General features: G+C 33.8%; 15 protein-coding genes. 10 read left to right on the top strand and 5 right to left on the bottom strand.

The window, feature by feature from the left end; all coding sequences use genetic code 11:
* Nucleotides 1-57: 57 nt before the first annotated feature.
* Together ACO05K_RS11405 and ACO05K_RS11400 are read right to left on the bottom strand one after the other, a co-directional pair.
* Nucleotides 58-2,109, bottom strand: coding sequence for a TonB-dependent receptor (locus ACO05K_RS11405; RefSeq protein WP_421944554.1), 2,052 nt, complete (start codon nucleotides 2,107-2,109; stop codon nucleotides 58-60).
* Between the two features lie 86 nt (nucleotides 2,110-2,195).
* Nucleotides 2,196-3,527 (bottom strand): PQQ-dependent sugar dehydrogenase, encoded by a 1,332-nt coding sequence (locus ACO05K_RS11400; RefSeq protein WP_421944553.1) that lies wholly within the window; start codon nucleotides 3,525-3,527, stop codon nucleotides 2,196-2,198.
* A 240-nt stretch (nucleotides 3,528-3,767) separates the two neighbouring features.
* On the opposite strand from ACO05K_RS11400, the gene ACO05K_RS11395 reads away from it, so the two are divergent.
* Nucleotides 3,768-5,987 carry an NADP-dependent isocitrate dehydrogenase gene (locus tag ACO05K_RS11395; protein WP_421944552.1) on the top strand — a complete coding sequence of 740 codons (2,220 nt, stop codon included), beginning with the start codon at nucleotides 3,768-3,770 and terminating at the stop codon, nucleotides 5,985-5,987.
* 437 nt (nucleotides 5,988-6,424) lie between these two features.
* Complete coding sequence (locus ACO05K_RS11390; protein WP_421944551.1) at nucleotides 6,425-6,832, top strand: hypothetical protein; 408 nt, start codon at nucleotides 6,425-6,427, stop codon at nucleotides 6,830-6,832.
* 54 nt (nucleotides 6,833-6,886) lie between these two features.
* Here the strand turns inward: ACO05K_RS11390 and ACO05K_RS11385 are convergent, their stop codons facing one another.
* On the bottom strand, nucleotides 6,887-8,725 hold the full coding sequence (locus ACO05K_RS11385; RefSeq protein ID WP_421944550.1) for a DNA polymerase III subunit gamma/tau: 1,839 nt from the start codon (nucleotides 8,723-8,725) through the stop codon (nucleotides 6,887-6,889).
* Between the two features lie 125 nt (nucleotides 8,726-8,850).
* Complete coding sequence (locus ACO05K_RS11380; protein ID WP_421944549.1) at nucleotides 8,851-9,723, bottom strand: AraC family transcriptional regulator; 873 nt, start codon at nucleotides 9,721-9,723, stop codon at nucleotides 8,851-8,853.
* A gap of 173 nt (nucleotides 9,724-9,896) precedes the next feature.
* On the opposite strand from ACO05K_RS11380, the gene ACO05K_RS11375 reads away from it, so the two are divergent.
* The 5 genes from ACO05K_RS11375 (at nucleotide 9,897) to ACO05K_RS11355 (ending at nucleotide 13,324) form a co-directional block, all read left to right on the top strand.
* On the top strand, nucleotides 9,897-10,493 hold the full coding sequence (locus ACO05K_RS11375) for a hypothetical protein (RefSeq protein WP_421944548.1): 597 nt from the start codon (nucleotides 9,897-9,899) through the stop codon (nucleotides 10,491-10,493).
* Between the two features lie 470 nt (nucleotides 10,494-10,963).
* The gene (gene rpsF / locus ACO05K_RS11370; protein WP_421944547.1) at nucleotides 10,964-11,320 is read left to right on the top strand and encodes a 30S ribosomal protein S6; all 357 of its coding nucleotides are present in this window, start codon (nucleotides 10,964-10,966) and stop codon (nucleotides 11,318-11,320) included.
* Nucleotides 11,320-11,583 carry a 30S ribosomal protein S18 gene (rpsR, locus tag ACO05K_RS11365; protein ID WP_056093004.1) on the top strand — a complete coding sequence of 88 codons (264 nt, stop codon included), beginning with the start codon at nucleotides 11,320-11,322 and terminating at the stop codon, nucleotides 11,581-11,583. The genes rpsF and rpsR overlap by 1 nt, the downstream gene beginning before the upstream one ends.
* Nucleotides 11,584-11,594: 11 nt before the next feature.
* Entirely contained in the window at nucleotides 11,595-12,038 is a 444-nt protein-coding gene (gene rplI / locus ACO05K_RS11360) for a 50S ribosomal protein L9 (protein ID WP_421944546.1), read from the top strand.
* A gap of 215 nt (nucleotides 12,039-12,253) precedes the next feature.
* Nucleotides 12,254-13,324 (top strand): hypothetical protein, encoded by a 1,071-nt coding sequence (locus ACO05K_RS11355; protein ID WP_421944545.1) that lies wholly within the window; start codon nucleotides 12,254-12,256, stop codon nucleotides 13,322-13,324.
* Between the two features lie 29 nt (nucleotides 13,325-13,353).
* Here ACO05K_RS11355 and ACO05K_RS11350 read toward each other — a convergent pair whose 3' ends face one another.
* Complete coding sequence (locus ACO05K_RS11350) at nucleotides 13,354-14,058, bottom strand: SDR family oxidoreductase (RefSeq protein ID WP_421944544.1); 705 nt, start codon at nucleotides 14,056-14,058, stop codon at nucleotides 13,354-13,356.
* Nucleotides 14,059-14,185: 127 nt separating this feature from the next.
* On the opposite strand from ACO05K_RS11350, the gene mtgA reads away from it, so the two are divergent.
* The 3 genes from mtgA to ACO05K_RS11335 all read left to right on the top strand — a co-directional run bounded on the left by mtgA (nucleotide 14,186) and on the right by ACO05K_RS11335 (nucleotide 17,401).
* Complete coding sequence (gene mtgA / locus ACO05K_RS11345) at nucleotides 14,186-14,914, top strand: monofunctional biosynthetic peptidoglycan transglycosylase (RefSeq protein WP_421944543.1); 729 nt, start codon at nucleotides 14,186-14,188, stop codon at nucleotides 14,912-14,914.
* 95 nt (nucleotides 14,915-15,009) lie between these two features.
* Nucleotides 15,010-16,074 (top strand): acyltransferase family protein, encoded by a 1,065-nt coding sequence (locus ACO05K_RS11340; protein WP_421944542.1) that lies wholly within the window; start codon nucleotides 15,010-15,012, stop codon nucleotides 16,072-16,074.
* Nucleotides 16,075-16,240: 166 nt separating this feature from the next.
* Nucleotides 16,241-17,401, top strand: coding sequence for an acyltransferase family protein (locus ACO05K_RS11335; protein ID WP_421944541.1), 1,161 nt, complete (start codon nucleotides 16,241-16,243; stop codon nucleotides 17,399-17,401).
* Nucleotides 17,402-17,417 lie beyond the last annotated feature (16 nt).

Genomic DNA, 17,417 nt, shown 5'->3' with positions numbered 1-17,417 from the left:
ACAATCGTCAACAATTTTTCAATGTTAGTGCCTTATTTGATATTTTCAGATAAGGCACTATAATTTTATTGATGTTCCTACGTAATAATTTCTTGTTGCAGCTGGGTTAAAATATCTGTTATTTGCTGCGTTTAAATCATTTCCTAAACTGTATTTTTCGTTGAGTAAATTGTTTACGCCCATAAAAATATTAAGATTTACCTTGCCAATTTTTAAAGCATTTACGCCAGCTTTAACTTCTATTAAATTATACTTTTCTGCTGAAACTGTATTTGCATCGTTTAATGGCATTGATGATGTATAATTATGCTGTCCGAAAATGTAAAAGCCTCCTTGCAATTGAAAATTCAAGCTGCTTACAAGCACGTTTGACGGAACTCCGGTTAATTTATTTCCCGAGAAATTAGTGGCTGCATTACTAAAATTATCAAAATAATAATGGCTGTATGTATAATTACTACGAATTTCCAAATCCTTTAAAAAGCCGGTTTCGTCTTTTAATATCCAAAGTGCGGTTTCCAATTCAATTCCTTTTTGGTTGGTTGCACCAGCATTAATAAAAAATTCAGAATCATTAGCATTTAATCTTCTAACGATAGCATCTTTCAATTTAAATTGGTAAACATTGGCGTTGGCATAAAATCTATTGTTTAGTGATTTATATCTCAGTCCAACTTCATAATTCCACCCATTTTCTGCCTGTAGATTATTATTTATGTTATTATCTGATGCTCGTACTTCTGCAATTGTTGGCGGCGAATAACCTCTGCTGATTGAACCTCTTGCAGATAGATTTTGATTAATTAAATAAGAGATTGCCAATTTGGGCATCAATTGCTCTGAAAACTTTCTTTCCTTCGTATTTACTGCAACAGGGAAAAAACTCTGGTATTTATATTTATAAAAATTTAAGCTGGTTGCCAGTTCTATCAGTAACTTTTTATCAATGTCAAGTGTAGTTCTGAAAAAACCAAAATTCTGGTAAGCTTTCAAATCATCATAAGCTTGCATTGCACCCGCAACTCCCGCATTATTATTAAAGTTTTTAATTTGTGTTCTCGTAGAAGAACTTTCCAATCCGAGTTGGGTATTCCAAACTAAATTGTTGAACGATTTTCTATATTCTAAAAAAGTTCTTAAACCGAGCGTGCTTTCATATCGGTTCTCAAAATTGGTAATAAATGGATTTTTAAAATCGGTGTATGAAGTAAATATTGAAACGACATGTTTAAAATTATCATTAAACTGATATACGTTTGATAAACCGCCAAAAATGGTTTTGTTATATATGGCAGCTTGCTGAGTTACGGCTCCGGGAATGGTAGGAGTTGCTGGTCTGGCTTGCTTCGGATCTAAATCCATTTGAGCTTGTGTTAATCCTCCCGGCGTTTTATATTCCAAATCACTATAAAAAATAAAAGCCTTTAAAATGCCAGATTGATTATAATTCCATTGATGATTGGTTTGAAAGTACTTCCGTTCCATACCACTGTTTTCACGATAACCATCACTTTTTTGATATCCCTGCGTAAAATTAAAACCATAGTTTTTAAACTGATGCGAAAAACTTGCCGTTTGCTGAAATAACCCAAAAGAACCTGCGGTAACTGATGCCTTAATATTATTTACAATTTCGGGATTATTAATTAAAACTGCACCACCAGTATTTGCGCCAAAAATGCTTGCTTCGGGGCCTTTGTATATTTCGATGTTTTGTATCGCATTGGCATCAATAAGATTTAAATAAGTATTTCCTCCTGCATCGGTTAAAGGAAAATCATCAATATAAATTTTAATATTTCTGATACCAAAAGGCGAGCGTAGCAAACTTCCACGAAGTGATAGTCGATAACTGCCTGGCGAACGCTCTTCCATTCTAACTCCGGCTACAGTATTTAATGCACTAACCATTGAGGTTGAAGGTTGGTATTTAAGCAAGTTACTGTCTATTAAACTTACAGCAGAAACCGAACGGATAATTTGTTCGTTATTGTAGTATCCTTTTACAACAACTTCATTTAGTTTTTTAGCTGTGGTATCAGTTTTAGAAATCTGTGCTGCAGCTGATAAAGAGATGAAAAGAATAGCTAGTGTAAAAAATGATTTCAAAAGGATAGATTTTAGATGTAATTGAAACAAAAAAGCAGACTAAAATTACAATTTTAATCTGCTTTGAAAATTTTTGATAATTATTATTACTTAGCTGCGACTCTCCAAACTATACCACTCACATCATCTGCAACTAATAAAGCGCCATCAGGAGTTAATGTTACACCAACCGGTCTGCCATAAACTTCTGCTTTTTCCTGGTTAGCAATAAAACCTGTTAAAAAATCTTCGGGTTTGCCAACTGGTTTTCCGTTTTTAAATGGAACAAAAGCAACTTTGTAACCCGCAATTTTCGAACGGTTCCATGAACCATGCTGACCAATAAATGCACCGCCTTGATATTTCTCTGGGAATTTTGTGGCTTTGTAAAAAGCTAAACCCAAAGATGCAGTATGAGAACCAACTGGTACATCAGGAACTATTGTCTTTTTAACCAGCTCAGGGTTTTGGCCTTTTAAACGTGGGTCTTCATTCTGACCGAAATAAGCATAAGGCCAACCATAAAACGCACCTTGTTTAACACTTGTAATGTAATCAGGAACTAAATCGTCGCCCAAACCATCTCTTTCGTTAACGGCAGTCCATAACATATTTGTGCCAGGAGCCCAATCTACACCAACAGGGTTTCTTAATCCACTTGCATAAATTTTTTCGCCTGTTCCATCCGGATTTACTTCCAGAATATTTGCTCTTCTCTTCTCATTTTCTATACCATTTTCTGCAACATTACTTCCAGAGCCAACGGTAATGTATATTTTACTTTTATCTGCGTTGGTAATTAAGTTTCTGGTCCAATGGTTATTGTAGCCGCCTGCTGGTAAACTCACAATTTTTTTACCCTGACCAGTTATTTTTGTATCGCCTGTTTTGTATGGATATTGCCACAAACCATCCGTATTTGCAACATAGAAGCTGTTGCCAATAATTGCCATCCCGTAAGGTTGATTTAAACCCGCTAAAAAAGTAGTTGTTGTTTCGGGTTTGCCATCCTTGTTTTCATCTCTATATAAAACAATTGTATTCGAACTTTTTCCAGGTACTTCCGATTTTGCTTTTCCGGTAACTGTATTAGCAATTGCTTCGGCTGTACTTCTTTCCGAATTTGTTAAAACTACAAGAACATCGCCATTTGGCGTAATTATCATGTTTCTAGGACTTTTAATGCCCGATGCAAATTTTGTAACCACAAAACCTTCTGGCGCTACAGGCGTTTTGCCTTCCGGCCAGCCAATTACTTTGCTGAATTTATTTTTTGATGCAGTTGTATCTGGAGCAGGTAGATTTAAATCTGTTACAGCCGTTTGAGCAGTTGTATCGCTTTCCAAACTATCGCTTTGCGAATTTGACTTTGAACCTGATTGACAGCTTGCAAAAATTGCTGATGATAATAATGAAGCGTAGAGAAATTGTTTTTTCATGATGTTTTATTAGAAGTGGGGATTCATATCTTAAAACAAAACAACACAGAAATTGGATAGATGTTTTTACATATTTATTTAAACAATTTTGTAATCTTCGATTTAACTTATGGCAGAGAATTAACTTTACAATGTTCCTTAATTCATCTGTTTATTTTATCTTTAGGCGATTTTAAAATTCTGGATTTTCTTCAAAATCCGATTTCTTGTTAAATAATTAGTAAAAAATCAAATTAAAACATGTCAAATACATCAAAAATTATCTACACCAAAACCGATGAGGCGCCAATGTTGGCAACCTACTCACTTTTACCTATTGTACAAGCTTTTACCGCATCAGCAGGTATTGATGTAGAAACCAGAGATATTTCTTTAGCAGGAAGAATTTTGGCAAACTTTCCTGAGTATTTAAAAGACGACCAAAAAATTGGTGATGCTTTAGCTGAACTTGGCGGATTAGCAACTACACCAGAAGCTAACATCATTAAATTACCAAATATTTCTGCATCTATTCCTCAATTGGTTGATGCAATTAAAGAATTACAATCGCAAGGTTTTGCTATTCCGAATTATCCGGATAACGCACAAAGTGAAGAAGAAAAAGCTATAAAAGCGAAATATGCAAAGGTTTTAGGTTCGGCTGTGAATCCTGTTTTACGTGAAGGTAACTCTGATAGAAGAGCACCAAAAGCAGTTAAAAACTACGCAAAACAAAACCCGCACTCAATGGGTAAATGGTCTGCAGATTCTAAAACAAAAGTTGCCAGCATGACTGAAGGTGATTTTTACGGTTCTGAAAAATCTACTACTATTGAAAGCGCATCTCAATTTAAAATTGAATTTGTTGCTGCAGATGGAGCAATTACAGAATTAAAAGGTTTAGCGCCATTAAAAGCAGGAGAAGTTATTGATAGTTCTGCATTAAGTTTATCAGCATTAAAAACTTTTGTTGCTAAAGAAATAGAAGAAGTAAAAGCAGCAGGTGTTTTATTATCTGCACACTTAAAAGCAACGATGATGAAGGTTTCTGACCCGATTATTTTCGGCGCAATTGTAGAAGTTTATTTTGCTGATGTTTTTACAAGATATGCTGATTTATTTAAGGAATTAAATATCGATACCCGTAATGGTTTAGGAGATGTTTATTCGAAAATTGCAGGAAATGCTAAACAAGCAGAAGTTGAAGCTGCTTTAGCGCAAGCAATTGAAAACGGACCAGCTTTAGCAATGGTAAATTCTGATAAAGGAATTACTAATTTACATGTTCCAAGTGATGTAATTGTTGATGCTTCGATGCCTGCAATGATTCGTACTTCGGGCCAGATGTGGAATAAGGAAGGAAAACCTCAGGATACAATCGCTTTAATCCCAGACCGTTCTTACGCTGGTGTTTACACTGCAACTATCGATGATTGTAAAGCTCACGGTGCTTTCGATGTTACAACAATTGGTTCTGTACCAAACGTAGGTTTAATGGCGCAAAAAGCTGAAGAATATGGTTCTCACGATAAAACTTTCCAGGCAACAGGAACGGGTGTAATCCGCGTTACAGATGCAGACGGAAAGGTTTTCTTCGACCAAAAAGTAGAGCAAGGCGATATTTTCCGCATGTGCCAAACAAAAGATGCTCCAATCCAAGATTGGGTTAAATTGGCTGTAAACAGATCTCGTTTATCAGAAACGCCTGCAGTTTTCTGGTTAGATGAAAACAGAGCACACGATAGTCAAATCATTGCTAAGGTGAAAAAATATTTAGCAGATCATGATACAACAGGTTTGGATATTCGTATCCTGGCGCCTGTTGAAGCAACTAAATTTACCCTAGAGCGTATTCGTAAAGGCGAAGATACAATTTCGGTTACTGGTAACGTATTACGTGATTACTTAACAGATTTATTCCCGATTTTAGAATTAGGAACTTCTGCAAAAATGTTATCTATTGTTCCGTTGATGAATGGTGGTGGTTTATTCGAAACTGGAGCTGGTGGTTCTGCACCTAAACACATCGAACAATTTATTGAAGAAGGTTACTTACGTTGGGATTCACTTGGTGAGTTTTTAGCGCTTCAAGCCTCTTTAGAGCATTTATCACAAACACAAAATAATGCTAAAGCGCAGGTTTTGGCCGATGCTTTAGATGAAGCGAATGCTAAATTCTTAGCTACAGATAAATCTCCGGGACGTAAATTAGGAACTATTGATAACCGTGGTTCTCACTTCTATTTAGCTTTATATTGGGCTGAAGCATTAGCTGCACAATCAAAAGATGCTGAATTGCAATCAAGATTTGCACCTTTAGCAAAAGCTTTAACAGAAAAAGAAGCTCAAATTAATGAGGAATTAATTGGTGCTCAAGGTAAACCACAAGAAATTGGTGGTTACTATAATCCTAATGCTGAATTAGCAAGTAAGGCAATGCGCCCGAGTGCAACTTTAAACGATGCTTTAGCAAGTTTGTAAGTAAAGATTAATTTTATATAACAGGCTGTATCACTGATTTGATGTCATCCTGAGCTTGTCGAAAGGCTCAATATTGTAAACGTTTCGACAGGCTCAACGTGACAGCATCTAACATGATACAGCCTTTTTATTTTGATAAAAACTGTAAGTAATTACATCGAAGATTAGCTTCGCTGAGGACTTCGCTGTTTCTTCGCTACTGTCGAAATGGCAATGATTAAAATCTGCGAAGATCTGTGTAATCAGCGGGAGATACTCACCACTTGTCACGTTGAGCTTGTCGAAACGCTTAGGTTTCTGAAATTCAAATGCTTTTGTCTTGTTTGAACATCTAAACACGAATATATTTTTTTTATCTCATATTATATTCCTAAATTAAAACAAAAACCATCCATCAAACCAGTTGTTATGCTTAAAATAAAATAGGAGATACCATCATGGCAGATAACGAAAATAAAGGCTCGCAGGATAAAATCCACAGCACCACCACAAACAGCGAAATCAACAAAGAAAATTTATCATACGATAAGCATAAGCAAAGTTATGAGCTTGATGTAAAGGGAGAAGATAAAGATTACGATCACCCAATGGGATACGAAACTGTTGCTGCGGGTGCGGTTGATGATGATTCTACCTATGATGAAGCAAACCCTTACGTTGGCGATGAATACGCAAGAAACGAAGATATTGCTGATGATAATTTAGAAGAATTAGGCATGCACGTAGATAATGGCGAAAGTGTTAAGCTAAGTCCGGAAGATGAAATTTTAGCACGCACACCCGAAGATAATCGTGATGATTTAGATGAAGAAGGTTATCCTATAAACGATACGCCAGAAAAATAAGAGCTAATCGCTTTAAAAAAGAAAAGCAGAATTAATAATCTTAATTCTGCTTTTTTATGGATTTACATCTAAATTAAATCGCCTTCTTAATTCATCCAGTTTCGGATTTTTATTCAGCAGATAATCGTATTTCTCACGGTTTCCGTAAAGTCTGTTTTCCAGTTTACGTTCCATTTGTTTAAAGGTAATATCAACGGCAAAGTTTTGCAATTCGTTTCGCAAGAAATTCATTAACTCAACCGATTCCTGAACCACAAACTGTTCCTGTGTTTTACTTTCAACAGAAATTTCTATTAAAACTGGGCTTACAAGAGTAGGAGCGAAGTTATTTAAGATCGTAAACAAGTTAATTTTATCAGCAGCTTTTAAAATTTGTATATAAGCGTTCCAAACTTCTAAAAGCCTCTCATAAGTAAAAGGTTTTCTTGATTCTCCTGTTGCTGCTTTCGGTCCGCCTTGCTCATCGCCATTTGCAACACGCTCCAAATCATTTAAAGATGGAATTAATGTGCTAACAGAATTTGTTTTTGGAATTTTTATACTGATTGATGTTGCCGAAGGTGCGGGATTAGCTTTCGGTGATTCTTTTGGCTTATCTTCCTCAATTGCAGACACAGGTACTTGACTAGTTGGATTCGGATTTTCACTTTCAGCTTTAGGCTTTAAGCTTTCCGGTTGATTGGAACTTTCAACTTTCAGTTTTTCACTTTCAACCGAACTTACATTAGTTTTTTTTTTATCCTGATCTCCGTCAGTTGCTGTATTATTGTTGTTTAAAGGCTGTTGGGCGAGTTGAACCACCGACCGGACATGACACATTTTTATCAGCGCAAGTTCTACCTGTAAACGTTGGTTTTTCGAGTTCTTATAATTTAAATCACAAGCATTGGCTAAATTCAGGGCAGTTAACAGAAATGAAAGTTCAGTTTGTTTACACTGTTCCAGGTATTTTTGTCTGATGTTTTCGCTAACCTCTAATAATTTAATTGTTGCCGCATCTTTCCCAACTAATAAATTACGGAAGTGTGTTGCAAGCCCATTGATGAAATTATTTCCATCAAAACCGTTATTCAATATCTCATCAAATAAAAGTAGGGTTTGGCTTACCTGAGCATTGGTTAAGTAAGAAGTTAACTTAAAAAAGTAATCGTAATCTAAAATATTTAGGTTATCAATTACCGCTTTATAAGTGATGTTTTTGTTTGCATAACTGGCAATCTGGTCAAACATCGAAAGCGCATCACGCAAACCACCATCCGCTTTTTGAGCAATAATGTGTAAACCGTCAACTTCAAAAGCAATATTTTCTCGTTGCGCTATTTTAGAAAGGTGTTCAGAAATATCATCAACCTGAATACGGTTGAAATCAAAAATCTGGCAACGCGACAAAATAGTTGGTAATATTTTATGCTTTTCAGTTGTTGCTAAAATAAATATTGCATAAGAAGGCGGTTCTTCTAAAGTTTTCAAAAAGGCATTGAATGCACTTTGAGATAACATATGAACCTCATCAATAATATAAATTTTATATTTTCCGGCTTGTGGCGGTATTCTAACCTGCTCAATTAAACTACGAATATCATCAACAGAGTTGTTCGATGCCGCATCTAATTCGTGAACATTAAATGAATGCCCGTTTTGGAAAGATTGACAATTATCGCACACGCCGCAAGCTTCCATTTCTGCTGTAGGATTAGTACAGTTAATGGTTTTTGCTAAAATACGTGCACACGTAGTTTTACCCACACCACGCGGACCGCAAAAAAGAAATGCCTGCGCAAGTTGATTGTTTTTAATGGCATTTTTTAAAGTCCCCGTAATATGCAATTGTCCAACTACGGTTTCGAACGTAGCCGGGCGATATTTACGGGCAGAAACAATAAAATTTTCCATCGGCACGAAAATAGGAATTTTTTGTTGAGTTGGAATGTTGTAAAGTTGGAATGTTGAAAAGTTGAAGTGAACAATTTTCAAATCACAATTAAACAATTAACCATTTCAACAATTAACCAATAAGCCTACTTTATCACCGCCTTCAATTCCTGCCTATACTGCGATGCACTTTTCCCGGTAAAATCTTTAAACAATTTATTAAAATGACTGAAGTTATTAAAACCACTTTCAAAGCAAATATTTGTAATGCTGGTTGGTTTTTCTGCTAACAATTTCGAAGCATGTACAATCCTGTATTCGTTTACAAAACGTGTAAACGTTTTCTTAGTTATTTTTTTAAAATACCGACAAAAGGATGGAACAGTCATGCTAGCCATTTCTGCAATATGTTCTAAACTAATTTCCTCCAGAAAATGATCCTTAACATAATTAAAAATCATGTTTATGCGGTCATTGTCTTGCACCTGCATTTCTAGAGAGAAATTTTGTGCATTCAAAAGTTTATAATCAGAAGCCTGTTCCAGTTCTCGCAGTACGCCAAGCAAAGCCAATAATTTCTCTAGTGGCCAAGCATTATGCATTTTTTCTAATGTTGGGCCAACAAGTTTCATGGTGTCTTTGCCGAAAGCAATACCATACTTTGCCTTTTCAAATAAATTTGCAATTCCTCTGGTTTCTTTAAGAGTTAAAAAATCTGCACCTAAAAAATCAGGTTTCATTTGTAAAACAACTTCTGTTTTATTTCCTGTATTGGTATCAGTAAATCCGCAATGCGGCAAATTGCTGCCAATTAAAATCAGGTCGCCATCTGTGTAATAAGATACATGACTACCAATTTGTCGCTTACCAGAGCCACCATTAACAAAAACCATCTCAATTTCAGGGTGGTAATGCCACAAGTGTGCCTTATTATTCTCGTTTTCTACATACTTTGAATAATAAAACGAACTACCAAAAGATGGTTCAACAATCTCAAAACTTGGCTTTAATTTTTTCATTTATCTACACAAAAATAAATATTAATTTATAGTAAATTGATTCATTTGTATATAAATTTGTTATTTAATGGTAAAATAGCATAGTTATTTGAAAATATAGAATCAACTATGAGTTTAAATCTGTGGTAATTTAGTGGTGTTAAAAAAATGTTCACCATTAATAGTACACAGATATGAAAAACTTTATAAAAATCAGCTTAGTTGTAGCAGCATTATTTGCAGCTCCTGGCGTAAAAGCAAACGATGAAGTTTCTACTTTAAAAGTGAAAGCAGAAAACAATAAATCAATTCGTTTTTTTATTGATGAGGCAAAAGATATCGAATTAACAATAAACGATGTTGCAGATAATAAATTAATTTACGAAGAAAGCATCCACGCATCTGGCGCATCTACAAAAACTTACGATTTAAATGCATTGCCAAATGGCGAATATGTGTTAAACGTAACTTCAGGTTCTCAGTTGGCTCAATATCAAATCGTTATTGCAGATAATAAAGCACAAGTTTCTTCACCAAAAATTACCGAACTTTTTAAACCAGTTTTAAAGAAAGATAGTTCTATGGTAACGCTAAGTTTAGATAACGCCGACAAAGGTCCAATCGAAGTTGAAATTGTAAATGAATATAACGACCAGCTTTACAAAGCAACTTTTACCGATAAATCTAAGTTGACTAAAAAATTCAATATTAGCAGTACGCCTTCTAAAGAATTAACTTTTATCGTTAAAACTAGCAAACAACAGTTTTCAAAAACAATAGAATCTCGCTAATTAGATTATAACAATTGTTATAAAAGGGTTGTCTTTTCAGATAACCCTTTTTTATTGGTTAAAGCTGAGAACGCATTTTACTTGAAGCGCAAGTTTCTGTACTTTTAGGTAATTGCAGTCCCGCTTTTCGTTACAATCTTTTTTTCAACTCCTGTCAATTGTCGCCATTTCCGTCATTGCGAGGAGGCACGACGTGGCAATCTTTTTTAGATGTACTTTAAAAAAAAGTATTTTCACTTCAATCGGGGCTAACTAACAATATTGCTTCGCCGTGGCAGAAAACCGTTCATTAGCTAAAATCTGAAACATTAAAAGAATTGATGCTTTTGATTCACAGGCAATTGCTTCATTTAAAAAGCATTAAAAATTGAGTGTATTTTTGGCTAAACGTTTGAATATTAAAAATATATTGTTACTTTTGCAACCCCGTAATATACCTCGGGATTAAAAAATTAAAAAATTTTATAACAATGAATCAGTACGAAACTGTTATCGTTCTAACCCCGTTGTTATCAGAAGAAGTTGCGAAAGAAGCTATGGCTAAATTCAAAGCTATTCTTACTGATGGCGGAGCCGAAATTATCCACGAAGATAATTGGGGTTTAAGAAAATTAGCGTATCCGATCGCTAAAAAATCAAACGGATTTTTCAACTTAACTGAGTATAATGCTCCAGGTGATTTGATTTCTAAATTAGAGTTACAATTAAAACGTGATGAGCGTGTGCTTCGTTTCTTAACCATCAGGTTAGATAAACATGCAGTTGCTTACAACGCTAAAAAACGCAGCGGTGCGTTTAACAAAAAAACTAAGGAGGTTGCAGCGTAATGGCAAGAGAACAAATACAATACGTTACTGCCCCTAAAGTAGAGGATAACCGTAAAAAATATTGCCGTTTCAGAAAAAACGGTATTAAATACATTGATTACAAAGACGCAAACTTTTTGTTAAAATTCATTAACGATCAAGGTAAATTATTACCACGCCGTTTAACTGGTACTTCGTTAAAATTTCAACGTAAAGTGGCTCAAGCTGTTAAGCGTGCACGTCACATCGGTTTGTTACCTTTCGTTGCTGACCAATTAAAATAGGAGGATTTGATATGGAAATTATTTTAAAACAAGATATTAAATCATTAGGCGAGAAAGACGATATCGTTACAGTAAAGCCAGGTTATGGCCGTAACTATTTAATTCCGCAAGGATTTGCATCTTTAGCTACTGTTTCTGCAAAGAAAGTATTAGCTGAGAACTTAAAGCAAGCTGCTTTTAAACAAGATAAAATTAAGAAAGATGCTGAAGGTATTGCAGAGCGTTTAACTGAAGTTAAACTTTCTATCGGTGCTAAAGCTGGCGAAAGCGGTAAAATATTTGGTGCTGTTAACACTATCCAAATCGCTGAAGCATTAAAAGCTCAAGGTTTTGATGTTGACCGTCGTCGTATCACTTTCGAAACTGAACCTAAATTTGTTGGCGAATATGTTGCTAACTTAAACTTACACAAAGAAGTGAAAGTTCAGGTTCCTTTCGAAGTAATCGCTGAATAAGCATTTCTTTAAAAGTTATAAAAATCCTTTCAGTTTTTCTGAAAGGATTTTTTTTTGATTTCTTTTTCGTAGAATGGTATGCTCAATTCCTTAATTCTTGGGGATTTTTTTGTGCTAAAAATTTTCAATATTAAAATATTAGTGCCTTATTGCTTGCATAAGAGCTAGTTATGTGTTTGGTAATCTTTTTGCATTTAAAAAAAGAAAAACCAAACATGAAATTAAAACTAACAATTCTAATTAGTCTTTTTATCTATTCTTTCTCAAATGCTCAGAAGATAGATTTAGATAGAGTGTACGCTAGTTACGCCTATACTACATTACCGACTACTCCGCTTCCTGCAGAATACAAATCTTACAATGTATCAGCAATACTAAATGCTTCAAGTTCTAACATTTCAGTATCAGAAATTGAAGACAGAGGTAATATTTCCGGCTTTCAGAAAGTTGACAAAAAAACAAAAGCAGATTTATCTGTTCAATTTAAATTTGGCGATTTTATGATAGATAACGCCGAAATTAAAGAAAGAGTAGATATTACTAAAGACAAAACCGGGAAGGAAACTGGCAGAAAATATTATTACTGGGCAGTAATTACATATTCATTTTCAGGAAGTGTTCGCTTAGTAAATAATGTATTAGGCCAAGACTTAATGAACTATGTATTGCAAAATCAATCTTCAAAGCTTACGCATAACTCTGCAGAATACGGTTCAAGAACTGAAGCATCTAGTTATTGGAACAATAACAAAGAAACAATTAAAGGAAATCTTCTTACTGAAGCTGTAAAAGGCAGGATTGATCAAGCAAATGGTAACATAACAAGTAAGTACGGATATCGTCAATCAAAATATAACTATTTAATTTGGTTTCAAGGAGAGAAGAAACATGCCGAATATGAACTTAATAACAAAATGATAGAGCAACTTAAAGCTGCATCGTTACTTATTAAAGGAAATCAGCCCATCACACCTGAAATTAAGGAAAGTTTCAAACCAGTAATTGATTATTTTAATGATGTTAAAACCAGATTTAATAAAGATGATAAGTCAGATAAAAAAATGCGTTATTCAGCATTCTTTAATTTAGGTTTTATATATGTTATGCTTGAAGATTTTCCTAATGCAAGAAAGGAAGCTGAAGGACTATATAATAACGATTATGATAAAAAAGATAGTAAAGATATCATCAAAGAAGTAGACTACGCTGAAGAGCAATTAAAAACAAACAATGCCACAACCAGGCATTTTGTAAGCAAAAGAGTTTCTGCTGGTCACTTTAAATAAAAAAACCTCCCGATTTCGGGAGGTTTTTTTTATCCTTTTGCTATAGTTGGCCTTATCTCTATTTTGCTAGGTAGAGTTCTGGCTGGCATTGCCAATAAATCAACAATTAATTTGCCCATATCTTCTGGTTGTATTTTCCATGCATCATCCTCTTGGTTAGGATTATGATCATTAAAATGACTCGCTACCGAACCTGGCATTATCGTGCTTACTTTTACTCCATACTTTCTTAAATCGAGCATAACAGATTGTGTAAATCCTGTTAAGCCGAATTTACTAGCATTGTAAGCAGAACCACCAGCAAAAAAGTTTGTACCTGCCAAACTTGATATGGTAAATATATGTCCTTGATTTTTCTTGATTTCTTCTACAGTAGCTTTTATGCTGTAAAATACACCTGTTAAATTAGTATCAATAATTTCATTCCAATCTTTAATGTCGATTTCATCAATTGGTGCAAAATGTCCTACACCTGCATTTGCAATCAGTACATCTAAACGGCCCCACTTTTCTATTATTAAATTTACAGCATCTTGTTGCGAGTTGTAATCTTTCACATCAGCTTCTATTGCTAATACATCACCATAGGCAACTAATTTTGAAGCTGCATCATTTGCGCTATCAATCTTTCGGCTGGTAATTGCAACTTTATATCCAGCTTTTAAAAGAGATTCTGCAATTCCGTAACCTATTCCTTTGCTACCGCCTGTAATTAAAACTATTTTTTCACTCATAATTTCTTTTCTGATTTAACCAATGAAATACAAATATGTTTAAGCATTTTTAAAATTAGGTATTCCAAATGTCATTAACGGAATCATGGAAATTATATCACGATTAAGATTTTATTAACTTTGCAACATGGCAAGAAAACGAAGCTCCAAATCTAGAACAACAGCAAAAAGACCTTGGTTAAAGAAAACAATTAACATAGCAACAAAGGTATTTATCTATTTTCTATTGGTTTCGGTAATTTGGGTTATTGCACTTCGTTTTATTAATCCACCAATAACATTACTTATGGTACTGCGCAACATTGAGCGCAAGGCTGACGGAAAGGCTTTTAAACTCGAGAAAAAGTGGGTTAAATTTGAAGATATTTCTGATAACATGAAACGTGCCGCGGTATCTGCAGAAGATCAGCTTTTCCTTAAGCATATTGGTTTTGATTTTAAATCTATCGAAAAGGCTTTTGCGAGTAACGCAAAAGGTAAAAAAATTAAAGGTGGCAGTACAATTTCTCAGCAAACTGCCAAAAACGTTTTTCTGTGGCCCGGCCGTTCTTGGATTAGAAAAGGTTTTGAAGCCTATTTTACACTTCTTATTGAAATTTTTTGGAGCAAAGAACGAATTCTAGAAGTGTACTTAAATGTAATTGAGATGGGCGATGGTATTTATGGTGCTGAAGCTGCTGCTCAAGAATATTACAACAAATCTTGCCATAAACTTAGTCGAAATCAAGCGGCACTAATTGCATCGTGTTTTCCAAACCCACGTAGGTGGACACCCAAAAATGCTACGCCATATATTAGGCATCGCCAATATCTAATATTAAGAAATATGAAGAGATTGGGGCCTTTGGATTTTTAATTTTCAAGTAAAATCAAATTACAAAGCTTATTTGCTTCCCTTAAAAATGATTAGATTTATTGATTAATTAAGAGGTTTAAATGCTAAAAGGATAAATGATAGAAAAAAAACACTATGTTTTTTTAGATGGATTAAGAGGTATCGCCGCAATTGTTGTAGTTATATTTCATCTTTTTGAATCTGTTTATCAAAAACACAATGTTAATCTTTTTCCACATGGTTTTTTGGCAGTTGATTTTTTTTTCTGTCTTTCTGGTTTTGTTATAGCCCACGCTTATGATGATAGAGCTGAAAATTTAAGCTGTCTATCTTTTTTTAAGAGAAGGTTTGTTAGGCTTCATCCATTGGTTATTTTTGGTTCTTTTTTGGGTATTGCAATATACTTTTTTGACCCGTGGGGTAATTATTCGACATCTTGGAATCCTATTCTGATTGGAATTGCTTATTTGCAATCAAATATCTTAATTCCAACCTTAATTTCTGTTCCTAATAGATATGGAAATTTATTTCCCTTTAATCCACCTTCATGGTCACTAAGTTTAGAATACTTAGCTAATATCTTTTATATATTAATACTATGGAAATTACCTCGCAAATGGTTAATTCTGATGCTTACATTTTCATTATCATCTCTGATTTACCTTGCTCACAAATTTGGAACTTTATCTGGAGGATGGCACCCTGAAACTTTTACTGTAGGTGTAGCTAGGATGAGTTTTTCATTTTTTGCAGGCTTAGCAATTAAAAGATATTTTTTTCTATTCAAAGTTCAACCAAATTTTATAGTTGTAGTAGTATTGCTCTTAATTGCTTTGGGAATGCCTTTTCTAAAATATAATTGGCTTATAGAAGTTATTATTGTAGCACTAATATTCCCATTAATAGTTGCATCGGCCGCCCGCGTAAATATTTCAAATAAACTGCAATATACTGCAGATATACTTGGTAGGCTATCTTACCCTCTGTATATTACTCATTATTGGTTTATTATAACTCTTAGTAATTATTGTAAAATCTATCAACTTAATAAGGTAAGTGCATTGGCAGTCATAATGGGTGCTACCTGCAGTTTAGTTTTATTAGCTTATTTAGTCTTACGTATCTATGATGAGCCTGTACAGAAATGGCTGAATAAAAAATTAAGTAGACATATTAACTAAGTTATCTCTTCCTTAAACGAGCATTTAATTTCAAATAGTTGTTTTTTAAAAATTTTCTAAACAGATAATAATTTGTATAAAAAGCATATTTATCCGACTAAACATCACTATTATTTCTATTTTTACAAACGATCTTAATCGTAAAATAATTCTCCCCACACCCTACATGTCTACTTATCAGCAAAATGCTCTTAGAGTAATTCCATATAATCCGCAGTTGGATGGTTTAAGATTTTGTGCTGTTCTTTTTGTATTATGCTATCACTGGTTAGCAAAAGTATTTACCGGAGAAGCAAGTTACTTTTTCTTGGGATTTATAAATTTCTTTTTTGTATTAAGCAGCTATTTAATCACTAAAATATTAATTATATCGAAAAGTAAAGCAAATGAACTTGGTATTTCAGGATTCAAGACGATCCTTTTTTTTCTGTTTAGAAGAAGTATAAGAATTTTTCCTGCTTACTATTCGTATTTAATAATTTTATTATTAATACCCACACTTGGTGATGAAATTAATAGAAATTCAGAAATGTATTTCGCATACCTTTCAAATTATCAGATATATTACGAACAGGTATGGCCCATTTCAACAGCTCATCTTTGGACACTTGCTGTTGAGGAACAATACTACATTATTTGGCCACTAATAATAATTTTTCTACCAGAAAAATATATTTTTAAAGCTTTAATTGGAATCGTTATTTTAGGGGTTTTACTTAGAATATTCTTTTACATACCGCCAATAAAAATTCCCCAAGATATTTTAACGCAGTTCTGTATTGATTCTTTCGCAATTGGCGGTTTATTGGCATATAAATATTCTAAGTCTGAATATGAGATGCACTGGTTTTCAAAATACTTTAATTATTTGCTTTACCCATCAATTATAATTGCAATTATTTCGGCTTTTGTAAGATCTTACTATTTTTCTTTTGTAATAAATAGCTTTGTGTTTTCAATAATTTCCTACAAGCTTATTGATATTGCAATTTTTGGATATAAGGGATATTTAGGAAAGTTTTTGCAAAGCAAAATTGTGCTTTATTTGGGCAAGATTAGCTACGGGATTTATTTATATCATTTAATTATCCCAATTATTTTTTGGCAAGTGTTTAACAAAATCTATAACCGTTTATATGTTTTGTATCCAACGTACTTTATAGAAAATAAAAACGGAATAAGTCTTTTTATAAAAATAATATCATCAGAGGTTAGCTGTTTTATAATCTATTCAGTTATTACAATAGTTGTAGCAACACTTTCTTGGCATTTGGTAGAAAAGCAATTTAATAAATTGAAATTTTTAGTGAATCCGAAGAAACAATAAAGAATCAACGGGTTAA

The sequence above is a fragment of the Pedobacter sp. genome (assembly GCF_965227205.1).
Classification (GTDB): domain Bacteria; phylum Bacteroidota; class Bacteroidia; order Sphingobacteriales; family Sphingobacteriaceae; genus Pedobacter.
This window is presented reverse-complemented; position numbering and strand designations above follow the sequence as displayed.

What these genes read in the sequence shown, in the direction of transcription:
- ACO05K_RS11355 (WP_421944545.1), top strand. Translation starts at nt 12,254, where the DNA reads ATGAAATTAAAACTAACAATTCTAATTAGTCTTTTTATCTATTCTTTC.
- ACO05K_RS11385 (WP_421944550.1), bottom strand. Translation starts at nt 8,725, where the DNA reads ATGGAAAATTTTATTGTTTCTGCCCGTAAATATCGCCCGGCTACGTTC.
- ACO05K_RS11400 (WP_421944553.1), bottom strand. Translation starts at nt 3,527, where the DNA reads ATGAAAAAACAATTTCTCTACGCTTCATTATTATCATCAGCAATTTTT.
- rplI (WP_421944546.1), top strand. Translation starts at nt 11,595, where the DNA reads ATGGAAATTATTTTAAAACAAGATATTAAATCATTAGGCGAGAAAGAC.
- rpsR (WP_056093004.1), top strand. Translation starts at nt 11,320, where the DNA reads ATGGCAAGAGAACAAATACAATACGTTACTGCCCCTAAAGTAGAGGAT.
- ACO05K_RS11390 (WP_421944551.1), top strand. Translation starts at nt 6,425, where the DNA reads ATGGCAGATAACGAAAATAAAGGCTCGCAGGATAAAATCCACAGCACC.
- ACO05K_RS11340 (WP_421944542.1), top strand. Translation starts at nt 15,010, where the DNA reads ATGATAGAAAAAAAACACTATGTTTTTTTAGATGGATTAAGAGGTATC.
- ACO05K_RS11380 (WP_421944549.1), bottom strand. Translation starts at nt 9,723, where the DNA reads ATGAAAAAATTAAAGCCAAGTTTTGAGATTGTTGAACCATCTTTTGGT.
- ACO05K_RS11395 (WP_421944552.1), top strand. Translation starts at nt 3,768, where the DNA reads ATGTCAAATACATCAAAAATTATCTACACCAAAACCGATGAGGCGCCA.
- ACO05K_RS11335 (WP_421944541.1), top strand. Translation starts at nt 16,241, where the DNA reads ATGTCTACTTATCAGCAAAATGCTCTTAGAGTAATTCCATATAATCCG.
- rpsF (WP_421944547.1), top strand. Translation starts at nt 10,964, where the DNA reads ATGAATCAGTACGAAACTGTTATCGTTCTAACCCCGTTGTTATCAGAA.
- ACO05K_RS11375 (WP_421944548.1), top strand. Translation starts at nt 9,897, where the DNA reads ATGAAAAACTTTATAAAAATCAGCTTAGTTGTAGCAGCATTATTTGCA.
- mtgA (WP_421944543.1), top strand. Translation starts at nt 14,186, where the DNA reads ATGGCAAGAAAACGAAGCTCCAAATCTAGAACAACAGCAAAAAGACCT.
- ACO05K_RS11350 (WP_421944544.1), bottom strand. Translation starts at nt 14,058, where the DNA reads ATGAGTGAAAAAATAGTTTTAATTACAGGCGGTAGCAAAGGAATAGGT.